This window comes from Acinetobacter sp. CAU_H_56 (assembly GCF_058599425.1).
The window spans coordinates 34,419-54,177 of record NZ_CM178654.1; the positions used below are offsets into that span (position 1 = coordinate 34,419).

The 19,759-nt window shown below is 44.3% G+C and carries 17 protein-coding genes; 10 read left to right on the forward strand and 7 right to left on the reverse strand.

Annotated features, from left to right (window positions below; translation table 11 throughout):
• Positions 1–47: 47 nt before the first annotated feature.
• Positions 48–599 (reverse strand): type 1 glutamine amidotransferase domain-containing protein, encoded by a 552-nt coding sequence (locus AC4MCC_RS00150; RefSeq protein ID WP_312317738.1) that lies wholly within the window; start codon positions 597–599, stop codon positions 48–50.
• A 350-nt stretch (positions 600–949) separates the two neighbouring features.
• Positions 950–1,642, reverse strand: a complete 693-nt coding sequence (locus AC4MCC_RS00155; protein ID WP_491885487.1) for a TIGR04219 family outer membrane beta-barrel protein — start codon at positions 1,640–1,642, stop codon at positions 950–952.
• A 130-nt stretch (positions 1,643–1,772) separates the two neighbouring features.
• Here AC4MCC_RS00155 and AC4MCC_RS00160 point away from each other — a divergent pair, with 130 nt between their 5' ends.
• The 4 genes from AC4MCC_RS00160 to zupT all read left to right on the forward strand — a co-directional run bounded on the left by AC4MCC_RS00160 (position 1,773) and on the right by zupT (position 6,310).
• Complete coding sequence (locus AC4MCC_RS00160) at positions 1,773–3,221, forward strand: aldehyde dehydrogenase family protein (RefSeq protein ID WP_491885488.1); 1,449 nt, start codon at positions 1,773–1,775, stop codon at positions 3,219–3,221.
• Positions 3,222–3,814: 593 nt separating this feature from the next.
• Positions 3,815–5,290, forward strand: a complete 1,476-nt coding sequence (locus AC4MCC_RS00165) for a sodium-dependent transporter (protein WP_491885489.1) — start codon at positions 3,815–3,817, stop codon at positions 5,288–5,290.
• 10 nt (positions 5,291–5,300) lie between these two features.
• Positions 5,301–5,411: a methionine/alanine import family NSS transporter small subunit gene (locus tag AC4MCC_RS00170; protein WP_004780392.1), complete on the forward strand. Its 111-nt coding sequence runs from the start codon at positions 5,301–5,303 to the stop codon at positions 5,409–5,411.
• A gap of 83 nt (positions 5,412–5,494) precedes the next feature.
• On the forward strand, positions 5,495–6,310 hold the full coding sequence (gene zupT / locus AC4MCC_RS00175) for a zinc transporter ZupT (RefSeq protein WP_491885490.1): 816 nt from the start codon (positions 5,495–5,497) through the stop codon (positions 6,308–6,310).
• 59 nt (positions 6,311–6,369) lie between these two features.
• On the opposite strand, the gene AC4MCC_RS00180 is transcribed toward zupT, so the two are convergent.
• The 3 genes from AC4MCC_RS00180 to fmt all read right to left on the reverse strand — a co-directional run bounded on the left by AC4MCC_RS00180 (position 6,370) and on the right by fmt (position 9,914).
• On the reverse strand, positions 6,370–7,521 hold the full coding sequence (locus AC4MCC_RS00180) for an IS4-like element ISAbe18 family transposase (RefSeq protein ID WP_194088144.1): 1,152 nt from the start codon (positions 7,519–7,521) through the stop codon (positions 6,370–6,372).
• 129 nt (positions 7,522–7,650) lie between these two features.
• Positions 7,651–8,955, reverse strand: a complete 1,305-nt coding sequence (gene rsmB, locus AC4MCC_RS00185) for a 16S rRNA (cytosine(967)-C(5))-methyltransferase RsmB (RefSeq protein ID WP_312317749.1) — start codon at positions 8,953–8,955, stop codon at positions 7,651–7,653.
• A complete protein-coding gene (fmt, locus tag AC4MCC_RS00190; RefSeq protein ID WP_312317752.1) occupies positions 8,952–9,914 on the reverse strand; it encodes a methionyl-tRNA formyltransferase in 963 nt (320 codons plus the stop codon). Before fmt ends, rsmB begins: the two co-directional genes overlap by 4 nt.
• A 407-nt stretch (positions 9,915–10,321) precedes the next feature.
• Between fmt and ilvD (AC4MCC_RS00195) the strand changes: the two genes are divergently transcribed.
• The 6 genes from ilvD (AC4MCC_RS00195) to AC4MCC_RS00220 all read left to right on the forward strand — a co-directional run bounded on the left by ilvD (AC4MCC_RS00195) (position 10,322) and on the right by AC4MCC_RS00220 (position 17,169).
• Complete coding sequence (gene ilvD / locus AC4MCC_RS00195) at positions 10,322–12,151, forward strand: dihydroxy-acid dehydratase (protein WP_160232191.1); 1,830 nt, start codon at positions 10,322–10,324, stop codon at positions 12,149–12,151.
• Between the two features lie 199 nt (positions 12,152–12,350).
• The gene (locus AC4MCC_RS00200) at positions 12,351–12,554 is read left to right on the forward strand and encodes a hypothetical protein (RefSeq protein ID WP_067731511.1); all 204 of its coding nucleotides are present in this window, start codon (positions 12,351–12,353) and stop codon (positions 12,552–12,554) included.
• Positions 12,555–12,847: 293 nt separating this feature from the next.
• Positions 12,848–14,533: a dihydroxy-acid dehydratase gene (gene ilvD / locus AC4MCC_RS00205; protein ID WP_491885491.1), complete on the forward strand. Its 1,686-nt coding sequence runs from the start codon at positions 12,848–12,850 to the stop codon at positions 14,531–14,533.
• A 152-nt stretch (positions 14,534–14,685) separates the two neighbouring features.
• A complete protein-coding gene (locus tag AC4MCC_RS00210) occupies positions 14,686–15,966 on the forward strand; it encodes a hypothetical protein (RefSeq protein ID WP_179992899.1) in 1,281 nt (426 codons plus the stop codon).
• Positions 15,967–15,987: 21 nt separating this feature from the next.
• On the forward strand, positions 15,988–16,275 hold the full coding sequence (locus AC4MCC_RS00215) for a chorismate mutase (RefSeq protein ID WP_491876336.1): 288 nt from the start codon (positions 15,988–15,990) through the stop codon (positions 16,273–16,275).
• Positions 16,276–16,431: 156 nt separating this feature from the next.
• Positions 16,432–17,169 carry a sulfite exporter TauE/SafE family protein gene (locus tag AC4MCC_RS00220; protein ID WP_180053063.1) on the forward strand — a complete coding sequence of 246 codons (738 nt, stop codon included), beginning with the start codon at positions 16,432–16,434 and terminating at the stop codon, positions 17,167–17,169.
• On the opposite strand, the gene AC4MCC_RS00225 is transcribed toward AC4MCC_RS00220, so the two are convergent.
• Complete coding sequence (locus AC4MCC_RS00225; RefSeq protein WP_180131547.1) at positions 17,166–18,071, reverse strand: LysR family transcriptional regulator; 906 nt, start codon at positions 18,069–18,071, stop codon at positions 17,166–17,168. The genes AC4MCC_RS00220 and AC4MCC_RS00225 overlap by 4 nt on opposite strands.
• Positions 18,072–18,168: 97 nt before the next feature.
• A complete protein-coding gene (locus AC4MCC_RS00230; RefSeq protein WP_005233183.1) occupies positions 18,169–19,464 on the reverse strand; it encodes a solute carrier family 23 protein in 1,296 nt (431 codons plus the stop codon).
• Between the last annotated feature and the right edge of the window lie 295 nt (positions 19,465–19,759).

Here is a 19,759-nt window from a genome sequence, read left to right on the forward strand (position 1 = left end):
CAAGAAAATAAAAAAGCCTCCAGATGGAGGCTTTTTATGGTTTGAACTTAGGCAGCATTGTCTTCCAGTTCTTTTAAGATGGCGTCATTGAAAGCAGGAATATCATCCGGATTACGTGAAGTAATTAGCACCCAGTCACCGGTATTGCAGCGATGAACCTGTTCATCGACCCATTTACCACCGGCATTTTCCAGATCCAGTTTGATGCTCTTATACGAGGTCAGGTTTTTATCCTTAATTCGCTGTGCATCAATCAGAACCCATGGCCCATGACAGATTGCGGCAATTGGTTTTTGCTGATCAGCAAAATGCTGCACGATTTTCTGGGCAGATTCATTGATTCTTAGCGTATCTGCATTCACAGTGCCACCAGGAACAACCAAGAGATCATAATCATCCAGTGTGACATGATCAAAACTGGTATCAGGCGTATATGAGGTAGCAGCTTTAGTATCGCCTTTTACAGTCGCCACCTCTTCATTTTTTTCTGCCGCATGAATCACTTCAAATCCTTTGGATTTTAGAAAATTTAAAGGCTCGACCAGTTCATCATGTTCAACGCCTTGGTTTGAAGTAATAAAGAGGACCTTTTTTACCATGATTGCTGTTCCCAAAAAATGTGAGGATTTTCAGATTAACAACAAGGCGATTCTTACAATGTTGGATTTTTAGCTCGGAACTGTTAAACAATGCTAAGAATTTATAGATAAAAAAAGCCCCAACATCCTGTTGGGGCTTTTTTCGTATCTCGTGCTTAGGTATAACTCCTGTCGTACCTCACGTCCTGGTGCACTGCTTTATTCTTCTTGTTTTTAGGTATTTGAGCTTCCTGCTCTGTATGTTTGTAGAATAGTCTGAACCTGAAAGCTGGCATAGACGTCGATGACATCTATCTTTGTACGTCTGCGCTTACAGGGTAAGGACTGATTTTCATAACTCATTATATTATTTAGAAGTGTATATCTAAGCCAACATAAGGACCTTTAAATTCCAGTTCCAATTCTGGTGCATTATTTTGTTCGGCATCAATATTCATGATGCGATAACCGACCTTAGCGCCTACATCAACCAGCAGGTTATCAATAAAGTCATATTGCAGTTCAGCCTGAACATCAGTCTTTTTAATATCGCTACCATGACTGTAAACCGCTTCAGCTTTAGCACTCATGCCAGTAAATGGCAGTTTTACCCCAGCGGTAGCATAGATTAATGGACTGTATTCATCTAGATCGTATTGAGTCAGGGCACCTGCATTCAGGTTTCTGACTGTACCATCCAGATTAGTCAGACCTGCACCGATATCAGCATGGACAATGGTATCCAGCAGTTCGTAATACAGAATATAGTCGATATTATTGAGTTCGATATCGGCAGCATTCAGCGGGGTAATTTGTTCGCTATTATTGTCCAGATTCACATATTTGATTTTGGCATTTGGCAGTAGTGGTACTGGATGTTCAAATGCGACAGACAGTTGAGCCGTGCCTTGGCGATCCAGATCCTGTTTGCTGGCATTGGCAGACTGGCTATAACCGTCAAAATTCCAGTAGCTGGCATCTGCTTTAAGACCAATCACATCCGCATGGCCTATGCTGCTCAGTCCTAATCCTAGTAATAATGCAGTGAATAATTGTGTACGCATTTCTAATTTTCCTTACGCTTTCTTTAAATTGAGCGATTTTGTTACCTAAATACATCTTCTTAAACGTAATCAGTAAGTGCATGATATAGGTAATTTCTAAAATGTATATGCTAATGTGAAGGGCAGAATAATGGGATCGACAGCAGCACAACATCATCAAGACTATCCATTATATGTGGCAGGACAGCCGGTACAAACGGGTGAATGGCTGGAGGTCAAACATAAATATAGTCAGGAGCTTTATGCACGTGTCGCGTTGGCAGATGCTGAAACTTTAGAAAAGGCAATTCAGTCTGCGACTCAGGCAGAAGCAGAAATGGCAGCGTTGGAACCTTTCCAGAAACAGAAAATTCTGCTGCATTGTGTGAAGCGGTTTAATGAAATCCGTGAAGAACTGACTGAAATCCTGATTGCCGAAGGTGGCAAACCACGTAAAGCAGCTGGCGCAGAAGTAGAACGTCTGATCAATACCTTCCAGATTGCGGCAGATGCGATCACCCAGATGGATCAGGGCCGTATTTTGCCTCTGGCAGTCACCGCCGCAGCTTCCGGTTATCAGGGCATGGTGAAACAGGTACCGATTGGTGCTGTATCCCTGATTAGTCCGTTTAATTTTCCATTAAATCTGACTGCACACAAAATTGCACCGGCAATTGCTGCAGGTTGTCCATTTGTATTAAAACCGGCGAGTCTGACTCCAGTTTCAGCCTTAAAAATTGCCGAGATTCTGGCAGAAACCGATTTACCGAAGAATGCCTTCTCAGTTCTGCCGTGTCCACGCGATCTGGCGGATGTACTGGTCACAGATGACCGTTTTAAATTGTTGAGCTTTACCGGTTCCGATGTTGTGGGCTGGGATATGAAAGCCCGTGCCGGCCGCAAAAAAGTTACTCTGGAACTCGGTGGAAATGCCGCAGTGATGATTGAGCCAGATACTGAACTCAGTGAACAGCTGATTGACCGTCTGATCGGTGGTGCTTATGGTCATGCAGGGCAGGTGTGTATCAGTGTGCAACGTATACTGGTGCATCAGGATATTTTTGAAGAACTGAAAGACAAGCTGGTTCAGAAACTGCAACATCTGAAAGCCGGTGATCCGGATCTGGAAACGACTTTGCTAGGACCAATGATCAAGGAAGCTGAAGCTAAACGTTTGCATCGCTGGATGGAAGATGCCGTAGCGCAAGGTGCCCATGTACTGACCGGTGGTGAAGTGAAAGGTGCGATGTTTGAACCGATCCTATTGGAAAAGGTAGATCATCAACTGGAAATTTACCGTAATGAAGTGTTTGGTCCGGTTGCCATTATTGAAGCTTATAGCGATTTTGAATCAGGGATTGCCTGTATTAATAGCAGTCGCTTTGGTCTGCAAGCCGGCATCTATACCCAGAATCTGCAGAAGATGATGTATGCCTGGGATCATCTGCATGTCGGTGGTGTGATTATCAATGATATTCCGTCATTCCGTGTTGATAATATGCCTTATGGCGGTGTGAAGGATTCCGGTCTGGGCCGTGAAGGCATTCAGTCTGCGATTCGTGACATGCAGGAAGAACGTATGCTTGTCATCAAATGTTAAGCTGACCGAATCAATCAGTACTGTTCCACAATCGGCATAAGAAAGGCCGGTTGTGGAATTTTGCTTTTTATTGCTTAAAAAGGTAGCAGAGTAGGCAGAAAATATAGACTGAATAAATTAAGACACAGCTCTGTTTTTATTCAGAAGAAAATGAACAAAGAAGATTCAAAAATACTTTTTCAATTTCTATTTAACACTTGATGAATTAAGAGCGAAAAATTGCTTGAAAACTGTAGTAAAACTTAAAAAAAATATATTCCAAAAAGTTTGTTTATATATAACTAAGAAAATCAAGAGCTCAGCGTAGAATTATTGAGCATTTGATAAGAATAGATTATAAAAAAAGAATGTTTTAAGCAGAAATTACAGAAAAAATTTGAAAAAGTCAGTATTGTTGAACCATCTACAAGGTCTGCTTTCTGCTCAGACTTTAAGCAAGCTGTCCGGCTAGCTGACCTGTTTGTATATTAGAATTCGATGCCCAAAAGGTATAACTCTAATTCAAACACCCGAAATAATTGAAATGCTTCTTCAGTGCTCGCGACATAACCATAACAAGCAGTATTGAATGAAGTTTAAAGTTTAGGTGTTCTATGACAGATACTCGAGAGAATTGGTCGGCACGATCAGGATTTATTATTGCAGCCATTGGCTCTGCCGTTGGTTTGGGGAATATTTGGCGCTTTCCATACGTTGCCTATGAAAATGGCGGCGGGGCATTCCTGATTCCTTATCTGATTGCGATTTTTGCAGCAGGTTTACCTCTATTATTTTTAGATTATGCAGTCGGACATAAGTTCCGCAAAGCACCACCAATGGCCTATAAAAAACTCATGAATGCAGAATCTCTGGGTTGGTGGCAGGTCATGGTGACCCTGATCATCGGGATTTATTATGCCAGCGTCCTGTCTTGGGCCGGCAGCTATATGATTTATTCTTTTGGACAGCAGTGGGGCACAGATACTCAAGGCTTCTTCTTCAATAGCTACCTGCAAAATGGTGAGGGCTTAACTTTCGGTTTTGTACCGGTACTGTTCTTTGGTCTGGTGATCGTTTGGGCAGCCGTGATGCTGATTCTCTATGGTGGGGTACGCCGTGGGGTGGAACTGGCGAATAAAATCTTCATGCCTTTGCTGGTAATTTTATTCACGATTCTGGTGATTCAGGCGGTACGTTTACCGGGTGCAGTCGATGGCTTAAATGCTTTCTTTACCCCAAACTGGGAAGCCATGACCAATTATAAAGTCTGGCTGGCTGCGTTTGGTCACATCTTCTTCTCACTCTCAGTGGGCTTCGGGATTATGTTGACCTATGCCTCTTACCTGAAACGTAAAACTAACCTGACCGGTTCAGGTGTCGTGGTGGCATTAGCTAACTCGTCGTTTGAAATCTTGGCAGGTATTGGGGTTTTTGCAGCGCTTGGTTTTATGGCGTTCAGTTCAGGTGCGAAAGTTGAAGATGTGGTCTCTGGTGGTATCGGTCTGGCCTTTATTGCCTTCCCGAAAATCATTTCCAGCTTAGGTGCAGGTGGTGACCTGTTCGGCTTCCTGTTCTTTGGTTCATTGACGGTGGCAGGTATTACCTCCATGGTGAGTATTCTGCAGGTACCAATTGCGGCATTCCAGGACAAGCTGGGTTGGTCGAAGAACAAGTCAGTGACGATTATTGCGGGTGGTTCAGCAGTTGTATCCACCTTGATGTTCTCAACGCATAGTGCCATTACATTTGTCGATATCATTGACTACTTTGCCAATAACATTGGTATCGTGGGTGGTGGTCTGTTATCGATTATTTTACTGTCCTGGTTCCGCCGTCCATTGATGAAAGAGCTGGAAACACATGTGAACGAGTTTGCCAGCCTGAAACTGGGGGGCAGCTGGAAGTTCATGCTGACCCTGATCACGCCCTTATCTTTATTATCGGCATTGGGTTTAACCTTGAAATCAATCATGGCAGAAGGTTATGGTGATTATCCTGCAAGTACGTTATGGATGATTGGTGGGGGCACGATTGCATTCTTTATTCTGGGTGCCATTTTGTTCAGTCTAGTTAAAGATCGTCATAGTTAGGAGAACGAATATGAATACATCTGCATTGATTATGATGATTTTCTCCATGGTTTTATTATGGGGTGGTCTGGCACTGGCTGTCATGCATCTGGCAAAAAATCCAGAAGAACCAGAAGACTAAAAATCTTCACATAAACACATTGTTGCTGTAAATGAAAGTCATTATCATCTTTGGTGATAATGACTTTTTTAATGGGCAGACTTATGGGAATTGCTCCCGTTACCGATGTGCAAGTCTATACTGCTTTTGCAGTGACATTTTTGGCAGGTCTGGCTACCCTCGTAGGTGGGGGATTAGTGCTGTTCTTAAAAAAACCGAATTACCGGGTTTTAGCCTTCGGACTGGCCTTTGCTGCCGGAGCAATGATCTATGTCTCGCTCACAGAAATTCTAAACAAATCGATCAGTTCATTTAGCCTGGCCTTTGATGAAAAATCCGGTTTTGCTTATGGTACTTTTGCCTTTTTATTGGGGGTGGTACTGGTCTTATTGCTGGATCGATTCGTTCCTAATCCGCATGAAACCATTGAGGCACAATCGAAACAGGATCTGAGTCAGCCGCAACTGCTAAGAACCGGTCTGCTGACATTATTTGCGATTAGTGCACATAACCTGCCAGAAGGATTGGCGACTTTTTTTGCAACTTTGGAAAGTCCTGCACTGGGTGCACCATTGGCGGTTGCCATTGCGATTCATAATGTGCCTGAAGGTGTTGTGATTGCATTACCGGTCTATGGTGCAACAGGCCGTAAAGACTATGCACTTGCGGCCAGTCTGGTTTCAGGCCTTGCTGAACCTCTGGGCGCTGCGCTGGGTTATTTCATTCTGGCGCCGTATATGAGTCATACCATTTATGGCATGGTATTTGGGATTATCGGTGGGGTGATGGTTTATCTGGCACTAGATGAACTCTTACCGACTGCAAAACGTTTTTCCAAAGGTCATGAAACCGTGTATGGTCTGGTCAGTGGGATGGCGGCATTGGCGACCAGTCTAGTGATTTTTAAATTTGTACAATAAGAATTTCAAATCAAAACAATAAAAAAGGCAGCCAAAGCTCATTGCTGTCCCACAATTTTTCACAAGAGGAAGCTCAAATGAGCTTCCTCTTGTTTTATGGGTATTTTATCGGGTGAAAATAAAGCTTTTAAAGTTCTTCTTTCAAACAAATTCACTTGAATTATTCTGAGTAAACGTTGAACTGTCCAACCTGTTTTTCCTAAATGTTGAGCGAAACTCACCAATAAATAGGCGATCATCGCAATCCAGATTTGTGTCTGAATTGCGTTCCTGCTGCGGCCTAGAAACGCTTTTAATTTGAGATTCTGCTTAATCGCCTTAAAGAACAGCTCAACTTTCCAACGATCTTTATAAATCGCCGCAATGGTGGAGGCGGCTAAATGAAAGTTATTGCTGAGAAAGCTAAAGTGCTTGCCACTTTGCTGATCTCTATATTCAATTCTTCTTAACACTGGGGCTTTTCTTTTTAGGGCATGTGCGCTATTCAGCTGAATGGTTTCATCTTTTAGAATACCTTTGGATTCAAGCACTGGATGTTGCTGGATCACCTGATACACAGATTTAGGCCTAAAACGTGTGACAAATCCAATGTTTTGAGCAGTCAGATTTGCATACCATTGGTAATCGACATAGCCTTTATCAAAAACTACAATGCTGCCAGCAGGAAACTGGAATTTGCGGCCTTGTACCATGTCATTTTCTTTGCCATTTTCAACTGCAACAAACTCAGGAATATCATTGCTGTGATTCAATCCTATACTGAGTTTCATGCTGGCTTTTGAGTCGTGAACTTTGGCCCATTCACATAAGGAAAGCGACAGGTCAATATGACTGGCATCCAAGGAATACAAGGGATTCTTAAAGCGAAATTTATGAGCGACTTTTGAGTGGTCATAGTATTTAAGCAACTTGTAAAATAGCTGTTGATACAAGGCAGCAGGCTGCTGCTCATTGATTCGTGCCAGCGTGCTTCGGGGAATAGACTTTGCTCCGAGATGACTTAGCTTTTCCTGTTGGCACTCCAAATTGGATTGAATATCTCTCAGACTTTGCCTACAAGAGAATTGAGACATCAATATGGCAATAAACTGATCCCACCGGGAAGCTGCTCTAAATTTCTGTCCAACATGGTGTACTTTAGCAAGTTGTTCAAAATCCTGTCGCACAACAGGTTTAATTAGCTCATGAAATACGGTATTCTGATGTGACAAAACCTGAATCCTGGTCGTTAAAGTGTTTGTTTGCACTCATATTTTAACTGTTAGGACTCAGGTTTTTTTATTTAAAGCAAACTATGGGACAGCAGTGGCCAAAGCTACCTTTTCTTTTAGCAATATCATTTAAGCAGTTTTTTCAATCCGGCAATAGAAGAAGCCATCGCCTTGACCGGTTTTAGGTAGCAGCTGACGGCCATGGATCTGTTCAATGCCCCAATTAGCTTCAATTTTAATTTCTTTAGCCTCGGGGTGTTTGCTAAAGAATTCGACCATCTGCTGTTCATTTTCCGCTTTGAGAATTGAGCAGGTGATATAGAGCAGGGTGCCGCCAACTTTGAGTTGCTGCCACATATTTTCCAGAATCTGCTTTTGCAACTCTACTGTCTGGGTAATATCGGTTGAATGACGTAACAGACGAATATCTGGATGGCGACGCATTACACCGATGGCTGAACACGGCGCATCCAGCACGATACAGTCCGGCTGTTCCGGTGCCTGCCAGGTGATGGCATCTGCGGCTTTAATTTCAACATGATCGCCTTCAAGTAACAGACGTTCAAGATTCTCAGTGACACGCGTTAAGCGCTTGGCATCCTGATCCAGAGCAATCAGTTTACGCGGCTGATATTTTTCTAGAATATGCGCCGTTTTACCACCCGGTGCTGCACAGGCATCAATCACAAACTTGTCATCCAGATTTGGCAACAAGGTAGCACAAAGCTGGGCATGTTCATCCTGTACCGAAAAACCACCGACATCAAAACCAGGTAAGTCAGGTACTTGTACATTGGCATCAAGGACAATTCCGACCTTGGAAACAGCACAGGCATGGGCAGGAATTTTGTGCTCGTCCAGAATTTCCAGATAGTCTTCGCGGCTAACCTGACGTTCATTTACGCGCAAAGTCAGTGGAGCAATCTGCTTTAACTCATGACTCAGTTCAGTGAGCTGTTCTGGCCAGTCTTTTTTCAGACGTTTAAAGAGCCAGCTTGGCAGGCCATGAGCCTGATCCAGTGCTGCCTGAAATTCCGATGTTTCACGTGAAACACGGCGCAGGATGGCATTCACTACGCCACTTAAAGCCTGATAGCCGAGTTGCTTTACAGCAGTCACGGTTTCAGAAATGGCAGCGTGTGGCGCGATTCGGGTTTCCAGTAACTGGTATAGGCCGACATAGAGACAAGTTTCGACCGTGTCATTATTTAAAGGCTTCACCAGCAGAGGCAAGGTAATACTTTTAAGCGCATACCATTGACGCAAAGTACCCAACACCAGTTCATGGAATAGGGCACGGTCACGGTCTGCCACTTTCTTTAAATGCAGCGGCAAGATACTGGCCAGAGATTGTCCTTGCTGTACAGCAAGTAAGGTACGAATCACTTGGGCACGCAAGTTAAGGTGAGATGTGCCTGATTCAGAATGACTCATGCCAATAATTGTCCTACATGTAATTTTTGGGTCTGGTTAATTTGTACCGGATTGAGCGGTTTGCCGCCCGGCCATTGCAGTGAAGTTAAACATACTGCTTTTTCATCACCACAGGCTACATGCACACCCTGTTTATCAATCGCCAGAATTGTACCAGCGGTATGACAGTGTGCATTTTTTTCTGAAAGTACCGAACCCCAAACCCGCAGGTTGTTATTTTCATCCAGAGGAATAAAAGCGACTGGCCAAGGATTAAAGGCACGGATATTACGGTCAATATTAGAGGCAGTACAGCTCCAGTCAATTCGGGCTTCTGCCTTAGACAGCTTATGAGCATAGACGGTAAGTTCTTCGTCCTGCACTTCCCGGGCAGCTAAATACTGTTGTAATTTTTCTTCAGATTCCAGTACCGCTACAATTGCTTCAGCACCTTGAGCAGCCAGTTTATCATGCAGGCTGGCTGAGGTATCTTCTGCAGTAATTGGACATAAGGTTTTATACATCATGTCACCAGTATCCAGCCCGGCAGCCATTTTCATGATGGTCACGCCAGTTTCGTGATCACCTGTTGCAATTGCACGTTGGATCGGCGCAGCACCACGCCAGCGTGGCAGCAGTGAACCATGAATATTCAGGCAACCATATTTAGGCGTATCCAGAACCACTTGCGGCAAAATCAGACCATAGGCAGCTACAACCATCACATCGGCATTCAACGCTTTCAGTTCAGCCTGAGCTGCCAGACCTTCTTCAGTTGAAGACTTAAAATGAAGTGGCTGATATACCGGAATGTCATGTTCAAGCGCCAGCTGTTTCACAGCAGAAGCGGTAAGTTTCTGACCACGGCCGGCTTTACGATCCGGCTGAGTATAGACCGCCACAATTTCATGATCGGTTTTGAGAAGCGCAGCCAATGCAGTTGCTGCAAATTCTGGTGTGCCTGCAAATATGATTTTCACACATGAAATTCCAAATAAACTTGGCAGCTATTATAAGCTAAAAGCCAAATGGCCGCCTAATCTACAATGCACTTAACTGTTACAGCGATTATAGATTCCTACTTTTAATTAAATTTTATATAAAAAAAACTCATGCAAATTCTAAAAATTATTCATGAAAGTTTTGTATTGTCCGATCCATGATGGCGGTATAGTAGCTTTATTAAGAGATTTTTATTGTCAGCTCACCGAGACCTCTCTATAGACATTTTTGTCTGCATCTACAACGAATAGGTCATCTTGTAAAACAATGGCTTGTAGTATGATAGGTCTAACATTCGACTGATTTAAGCTCATTGTCAGTATGATCTAGCCAGAGTGAACTTTTTTCGGTTCATTTCAAGCTCAAACTTTGTTGGAAATATAAAATGCCTGACTATCGTTCAAAAACATCGACACACGGAAGAAACATGGCGGGTGCGCGTGGCTTATGGCGCGCAACTGGGATGAAGGATGAAGACTTCGGTAAACCGATTATTGCAGTGGTGAACTCATTCACCCAGTTTGTACCGGGTCATGTTCACCTTAAAGATCTAGGTCAGCTCGTGGCACGTCAGATTGAACAGGCAGGCGGTGTAGCAAAAGAATTCAATACCATTGCTGTAGATGACGGCATCGCGATGGGTCATGACGGTATGCTGTATTCACTGCCTTCACGTGACCTAATTGCTGACTCGGTAGAATATATGGTCAGCGCACACTGTGCCGATGCGATGGTGTGTATCTCGAACTGTGACAAGATCACTCCGGGGATGTTAATGGCAGCAATGCGCCTGAACATTCCAGTGGTATTCGTGTCTGGCGGTCCGATGGAAGCCGGTAAAGTGAAAATCCGTGGTAATGATAAAGCCATCGACTTGATCGATGCCATGATCGTCGCTGCAGATGATAACTATACTGATGAAGAAGTGGCTGAATACGAACGTTCTGCATGTCCAACCTGTGGTTCATGTTCAGGCATGTTCACTGCGAACTCAATGAACTGCTTGACTGAAGCATTGGGTCTATCGCTTCCAGGTAACGGTTCAACTTTGGCAACTCATGCGAACCGTAAAAAACTGTTCGAACGTGCAGGTTCTCTCATTGTTGAACTGGCAAAACGCCATTATGAACAAGACGATTACAGCGTATTACCACGTTCAATGGTGACTAAAGCTTCGTATGAAAATGCCATGACTTTGGACATCGCAATGGGTGGTTCAACCAATACCGTTCTACACTTATTAGCTGCTGCAAACGAAGCGGGTGTGGACTTCACCATGGATGACATCGATCGTCTATCTCGTAAAGTACCAGTGCTTTGTAAGGTCGCTCCTGCGAAGAATGATGTACATATGGAAGACGTGCACCGTGCCGGCGGGATCATGTCGATCCTCGGTGAACTAGATCGTGCAGGCCTGTTAGATACCTCTGTCGGTACGGTTCACGAAGCAACATTAAAAGATGCTTTAGATAAATGGGACATCATCCGTACTGAAGATGAAGACGTATATCAATTCTTTAAATCAGCACCAGGTGGCGTACCAACCCAGACTGCATTCTCACAAGACCGTTACTACTCACGTTTGGATGGCGACCGTGAAAATGGTGTGATCCGTAATGCAGAACATGCATTCTCTAAAGACGGTGGTCTGGCTGTACTTTATGGCAACATCGCGCTAGATGGTTGTATCGTAAAAACGGCCGGTGTAGATGAATCAATCCTGAAATTCAATGGGACTGCACGTGTATTTGAAAGCCAGGATTCTGCGGTAGACGCGATTCTGGGTGGCAAAATCACAGCAGGTGATGTGGTTGTGATTCGTTACGAAGGCCCACGTGGTGGCCCTGGTATGCAGGAAATGCTGTACCCAACCAGCTACCTGAAATCGAAAGGTTTAGGTAAGGAATGTGCACTGTTAACTGACGGCCGCTTCTCTGGCGGTTCATCAGGTCTATCCATTGGTCACGTTTCTCCAGAAGCGGCTGAAGGCGGTGCGATTGGTCTGGTTGAAGATGGCGATCGTATCGAAATCGATATTCCAAACCGTACCATTCACCTGGCAGTAGATGATGCGACCATGGCCGCTCGTCGTACAGCACAGGATGAAAAAGGCTGGCACCCAGTGGAAGAACGTCCACGTAAGATTTCTAAAGCATTGAAAGCTTATGCGATGCACACTACAAGTGCTGCAAAAGGTGCGGTACGTGAAATCTAAGCTGTAAATTTTTATAGCGCGAAAAAGCACTCCAGATGGGAGTGCTTTTTTATTCCTTAGCGATTTAAACTTAAGTAAAACACCTAAACTTTCAATAAAATCAATGGAGAGAGGGCTTTAGATACTTAAAACCGATAAAGTCTTGAAAAAAGTATGTGTATACTAAAGCGACAGTATCAATGCAAAAGTGATTACACGCATGTCCATGAAATTTATTAGCCGCTTTGTGGCAATTTTAGCGCTCATTATGATTTTAGCTGCACTGAGCATTCAATTTTTCTTTGATCCACATTATACCGTCGTCTTTTGGATCTTAGCTGTTCCTGTGATTTTGGCGGCTCCGATTCTGGCATCTGTGGTGTTGGCTTCCAATGAAGAACTTGGTCTGCATCAGGTGAATTAAGTACGCCTACACTAAAAATTTATAAGTAATTGATTTTAAATAGTGTAAAGATGAATCTAATCAGAAATCATCCCATGACTGATTTACAGTCTCAGTAAAAGGCCCGGCTTGAAAAGACCGGGTCTTTTATTATGTATGGCAACTTCGTACTTCAAATACTCATCTAAGAAAATAAAAAATAACTGAGTCAGATACACAGAGTCTTACTTTTATGTCGAGATTGCTTTCTATACAATCGGATAAAACCTAGCCAATATTTAGGCTTCTCAAAAATTACACTCAGGACGAATAAAATGAGTAAAGACAATATCCGAGAACATTCCGCGCCTGTTTATGAAGGCATTGAAAATGCACCGGCCCGATCCATGATGCGTGCCACCGGTTTTCAGGATGAAGACTTTACTCGTCCTTTTATTGGGATCGCTTCGACCTGGGCCAATGTCACTCCCTGCAACATGCATATTGATGGTCTGGCGCGTACAGTCGAGCAGGGCGTTAATGCTGCCGGTGGTAAGGGGATTATCTTCAATACCATCACTATTTCCGACGGGATCTCCAACGGGACTGAAGGGATGAAATACTCCTTGCTATCGCGGGAAATTATTGCCGATTCGATTGAAGCGGTGGTCGGCTGTCAGGCCTATGATGGCGTGATTGCGATAGGGGGCTGTGACAAAAACATGCCGGGCTGCATCATGGGCTTGGCACGATTAAACCGTCCGGGTCTGTTTATTTATGGCGGTACCATCAAACCGGGTGAAGGCCATACCGACATGATTTCGGTATTTGAAGCGGTCGGTCAGCATGCCAAAGGCGAAATTAATGCAATTCAGGTGAAACACATTGAAGAAGTGTCTTTGCCGGGTCCAGGTTCTTGTGGTGGGATGTATACCGCGAATTCTATGGCCTCTGCGATTGAAGCTCTGGGAATGAGCCTGCCGGGTTCCTCTGCACAGGAAGCGGTGTCTGAAGACAAGCAGATTGACTGTGCCCGTGCTGGTGAAGCAGTGATGAATCTGCTCCGTCTGGATATCAAGCCACGTGACATCATGACCAAAGCGGCTTTTGAAAATTCAATTAAAGTATTAATTGCATTAGGTGGATCAACCAATGGTGTACTGCATCTGTTAGCCATGGCGCATACGGCGGGTGTGGAGCTGAGTCTGGATGACTTTGTACGAATTGGAAAAGAGATTCCTGTTGTGGCCGATGTCCGCCCATCCGGTAAATATCTAATGTCAGAACTGATTGCTATTGGTGGGATCCAGCCATTGATGAAACGCATGCTGGATGCCGGTATGCTAGATGGTTCCTGCCTGACTGTGACTGGAAAAACACTGGCAGAAAACCTGGCCAATGTAGAAGATTATCCAGAAGGTCAGCAGATTATTTTGCCATTCGACAAGCCAGTGAAAAAAGACTCACATCTGATCATTATGAAAGGCAACCTGTCACCGAATGGGGCAGTCGCCAAAATTACCGGTAAGGAAGGCCTATATTTCAAAGGACCGGCACGGGTGTTTGAAGGTGAGCAGGGCGCGATGCGCGGGATTCTGGATGGCGAAGTTCAAGCAGGTGAAGTGGTCGTGATTCGCGGTGTAGGTCCTAAAGGAGGACCGGGCATGCCGGAAATGCTGAAACCGACTTCTGCTATTATTGGTAAAGGTCTGGGGGATTCAGTCGCACTGATTACTGATGGCCGTTTCTCAGGCGGAAGTCATGGTTTTGTGATTGGTCATGTCACACCGGAAGCCTATGAGGGTGGCCCGATTGGTCTGGTACAAAATGGCGATGAAATTTCCATTAATGCGGAAACCCGTGAAATGACCTGGCATATTTCGGATGAAGAGCTCGCTGCACGTCAGGCGACCTGGGTAAAACCAAAACCAAATTATACCCACGGGGCACTGGCGAAATTCGCCAAACTGACTTCTGGGGCGGAGACCGGGGCCGTGACTGACCTAAATCTTGAAATCTAAAGTCTTAGAAAACATTGAACATTTGTTGCTGACTTGATATAAGTTTTGCACAAGACTTATATCAGGTCATAAACATCCTCATAATAGGATGTTGAATAAAACGATCCTGCTGGCAAGGGCTGGCATGACAAAATCTTTTCGAGGCACTTCTCATGTCCCTGCTACGCCGTTGGTTTGATCCAATCCGATCGAGTTGGTTTTACCAGAAACCAGTTCGTCAAACGGTGTTATCTATTGAAGATGGCTTGAGCATCCATTTAAGACTGGATGATGTTTATAGTTATCTGGCGGTACAACAGTTACCGCAACTGGAAGAAATTCTCAGTCCGGAACTGAAGCCACTCAAAGTCATCATTTCAGATCAGCGGGCTGAGCCACCTAATCAGATGTCTTTTGATGAATGGCAGCACTATTGCCTGAATGATGCCAAAATTTTATCTAAACAGCATCGTTTCAGCTTTCATGAGACCCCAGAATTACCAACAGCTGAAGCCTTAAAGCAGGCAGAAACCATCCTGAGAAATACACCGTTACGCGGACAGGATTTTCTGTATTTGCTGGAAGATGTCTTTCATATGCTCTGGCAAAAACAGAACGGAAAATTACGCACCTTATATGCGATGGCCAGCCGTCATCATGCGCCGCAGAATTTTCCTGAACGGATTTTTGAGCATAGTCCGATTCTGGCCAGTTATTTCCAGTTTGGCGGACGCCAGTATCAGGCGGTAGATGACTTGTTACGTCTGACCCGTCGCCTGAAACAGCAGAGATTACTGACCGGCAACCCGATTTTCCTGATCAATCATATTGAATGGCGCGAGCATCTGATCAGTGATGCCGAAGAGCTGAATGAAATCCAGTCCATGGATCCTGAATTGGATTTGTATATCGCTCTGGAAGATCCGATTTCCTGGTTGTTACTGGCTTATATCAAGGAAGAGCTGGCTGATTTTTATAATATCCAGTTGAATGTCTATCCGTTGTCTTATCAGGGACGGGACTGGTTTGACTGGAGTCTGGCGACGCGCTTATCCAAGCGGACTGAAGTTAAATTTACCCCATTCTGCCGGCCAACCGAGCAGGCCGTGATGCCGATGGCGCAATTGTTTTATAGCTGTCCGGAAGAGCAGCGGATTGAAGCCATGTACCAGATTCTGGAAGCGGTCTGGACTCGTGGTTATGATCTGTCTTATGCAGCGCATTTCAAGCGTATGCAGCAGGAACTGAATATTACTGAACTGACCCAGGAAGATGTTCTGGCCAAGTTGCAGGAAAATGACACCTTATGTGAAATGAAGTCCCAGCCGAATCTACCGGTCCTAGAACTGCGTATTGATGGGCAAAGTTATACATTTAATAGCTTATATCGTGTCTGGATGATTGAAAGTATTTTCAGTAATGTGTTAGAAGAAAAGTATAAGAGTGATAACTAAACTGAAAGTGACTGAATAAACATGGAAAAAATCAAAGCTGGATCATTACAACATGCACGTCAACAGATCGATGCCATTGATACAGCTTTAGTCGAGCTGATCGCTGCGCGTCAATTTTATGTTGATCAAACCACCCGTTTTAAAAAAACTGAAACTGATCTGCAATCACCGGAGCGTGTGGAGCAGATTGTGGAAAATGTCAAAGCCTTGGCACAACAGCAGGGTGTGGATCAGGCGTTTATTGAACATTTGTACCGGGAAATGTTCCAGTATTTCATTCAGCGTGAACTGAAAGAATTCCGTCCTTAAACAATTTTCATATCCGATTTTTGCTGATGAATCTGATGAGTTTCGGCACATCCATCTGAAGCCTCAATATTTACTTGAGGCTTCCTTCTTAAAACCCTGATTTTACTCTATTCGTGATTTCTATAGCATGGGCTTAAGTTAATTTAGGGTCATCAGATGACTGCTTTTGTTATTGCTATTTTTGCTCTGGCTGGCCTGATTAAAGGCACCATTGGATTAGGTCTGCCTGCGGTGTCCATGGGTTTGTTGACCATATTTATGAGTCCATTTCAGGCAGCAACTTTACTGATTGTACCTTCGATGCTGACCAATTTCTGGCAACTCTTTGCCGAAGGTCATGTGCTGAAACTGATTCGCCGTTTCTGGCTATTGCTGGCAGGCATTATCGTGGGTTCAGTCTGGAGTATTTTCCCGACCTTGGGTCATTCTGAATTTCATAGTGAAGCCTTACTGGGCGGGATGCTTGCCCTGTATGGCCTATATGGTTTATTGGCGAAACGGATGCCAGATTTAAGCCAGCATGAAAAGTGGCTTTCTCCGATTATGGGATATCTCGGGGGTGCTTTGACCGTGGCAACTGGGGTAGTGGTAATTCCGGTCGTGCCTTATTTGCAAACCTTGCATTTAAAACGTGATGATCTGGTTCAGGCCTTAGGATTGGTATTTACTACCTCGACGGTGTGTTTGGCAATTTTCCTGCACCAAAACCCGGTGGAAGATATGCCGATTGATTATGCCATGTCGGCGATTGCACTGATTCCAGCCTTGATCGGAATGTGGTTCGGCAAAAAAATCCGTTCCCGTATCCCTGAACAGAAATTCCGGACAGTATTTTTTATCGGCCTGATTGCCTTAGGCAGCTATATGATGCTGCATCAATTCGGCTGGATTTAATTCAGGATTTTTTGTACATCCGCAGAAATGAGGAACTGACTAAAGTGCTGATAGGCCGTGCTCAGTTCATCAAAGTTCTTTGCAGCTAACAATAACTTGCGGTTGGCCCAATCTCCAGTCAATTGGATTTGCTGAAATGCATAGAGCTTCGACAAACGTTGTGCAGCACGTTTTGGCATGATCGCGATACCTACACCATTGGCCACAACCTGGGCAATGGCGGCAAAATTTGGTAAGCGTAAGCGGTATTGAATTTCACAGTTCAGCAAGCGAGCCTGAGTTTCGATGGATTGCTGCAAAGAGTGATATTGCATCAGACCAACAAAGGGATAATTCAGACAGTCTGCTAATGTTAATGCCTGATTAGCTGCCAGATCATGCTGTTCAGGGCAGATCAGCACCAGAGGATCATCTGAAAATTCCAAAGTCTGTAATTGTGGTGCAGGAAAAAAGCTGGAAATAAGTCCTAGCTTGGCAGTACCACTCGCCAAAGCCGCAATGATGTCATTGCTCTCTGCTTCTTTGAGGTCGATCTGGATATTTGGGTTATTCACCAGATACTGTGGCAATAATAGGGGAAGGTACTCACTTTGTGCTGAAGAGTTACACCATAAGCTGATATTGGAATTGAGTCCTTCACTAAAGCCGGCCATGGCTTGAGACAACTGTTGTCCCTGTTGCAACAGGGCTTGGGCATGTTCAGCAAAGACCTGTCCCGCAAAAGTCATTTTTACCCCAGCAGAATGGCGGCTGAACAGACTGACCTGATATTGCTGTTCCAGCTTTTTAATCCGCTCACTGGCTGCCTGTAAGGAAATGGCAGAGCGTTCAGCACCTTTGGTCAGACTACCTGTGTCGACTATATTGAGAAAAAGACGTAAATCAAAAAAATCCAGACGCATCGGCAGGATGCTCATATAAAAGATCAGGCCTATTTAAACAATTCTTGCAATATAAAAAAAGCAGCCTGGCGGCTGCTTGAAAATTTAAGTCTTCGAATTATTTTTTATCGACCAGGCTAAAGAACCAGTTCAGGAATAACGCAGCAAAGGTCGCTGTACCAATTCCACCTAGGTTAAAGTTACCGAAGGTCAGGGCAAAGTCACCCGTACCCAGAATAATGGTCACTGCTGCTACCATCAGGTTTTTGTTCTGTGAAAAATCGACTTTATTTTCGATCCAGATTTTCGCACCGGCAATAGTAATCAGACCAAAGACCACAATTGAGGCGCCGGTTAAAATCGCTGTTGGAATGGTATGAATAATCGCACCAAATTTCGGTGATAAACCGAGGAATACCGCAAACACACCTGCAACTGCAAAGATAATCGTTGAGTAAACCCGGGTAACTGCCATCACACCGATGTTCTCACCATAGGTAGTCATACCCGGTGCGCCCACACCACCTGCCAAGGTAGTTGCAATACCGTCCGCCACAAAGGCTTTACCAATATGCGGATCCAGATTTTCACCGGTCATGGCGCCCACGGCTTTAATATGTCCCAGGTTTTCTGCAATCAGAATCAGGGCAATCGGCGCAATGATCAGCATGGCATTGGTATCAAATACAGGCGCATGGAAGCTCGGAACACCAAACCAGCCCGCTTGCTGAATTGGTGCAAAATCAATCGCAGTGCCATAGCCCATTACATTACTTAAAATGTAGTAAATGAAGTAAGCCAGCAATAAACCGATCAAGAGCAATAAACGCTGTACCAGACCTTTGGTAAACACCGCAATGGAACCCATACACAGTACGGTCACCAGTGACATCCACATATTAAAGGTATTGCCCATGACGTTTTTCACGGTCACAGGGGCCAGGTTCAGACCAATAATCATTACCACCGCACCGGTCACGACAGGCGGCATCAATTTTTCAATCCAGCGGGTTCCCGTTGCCATCACCAGAACACCCATCAAGGCATAAAGCACACCACAGGCAATAATCCCGCCGGCGGCGACACCAATATTTGGATTCAGTCCGCCAGCACCTGCATAACCGGTTGCCGCAATCACCACCCCAATGAACGCAAAGCTTGAACCCAGATAACTTGGTACACGACCACCCGTGATCAGGAAGAACAGGATGGTACAGATCCCCGACATTAAAATGGCCAGATTGGGATCAAAACCCATTAGAAATGGCGCCAGTACCGTCGCACCGAACATGGCAAAGGCATGTTGTACCCCCAAGATCAGGGTCTGGGCAGGCGGTAAATACTCTGCGGTACCTACTGGTCGTGCATCGATACTACCCTCATAAGGGCGCCACTTGGGAAACCAATTGGACATAAAATGAGCACTCAAAAGATAAATTGTGCACATCATACTCTTGTTTTTTAGAAGATTTAATCACTGAAACAAAATTTTTGTTCAAATTAATTCTATGACTTTATTTGAGATTTTACCGTGCGGTAAAAGTTTTTTAAATCAAAACTAAAGTTAAATCAGTGGATTAATTCCCGGACAATTTAGATTTAACTTCTATAAGTAATTTTAATTTGATATATAAATAAAGCTTTTTTTGGCTATTGACTGATCAATAAAAAAGCACATCGTGTAGATGTGCTTTAAATGGAAGGGAACA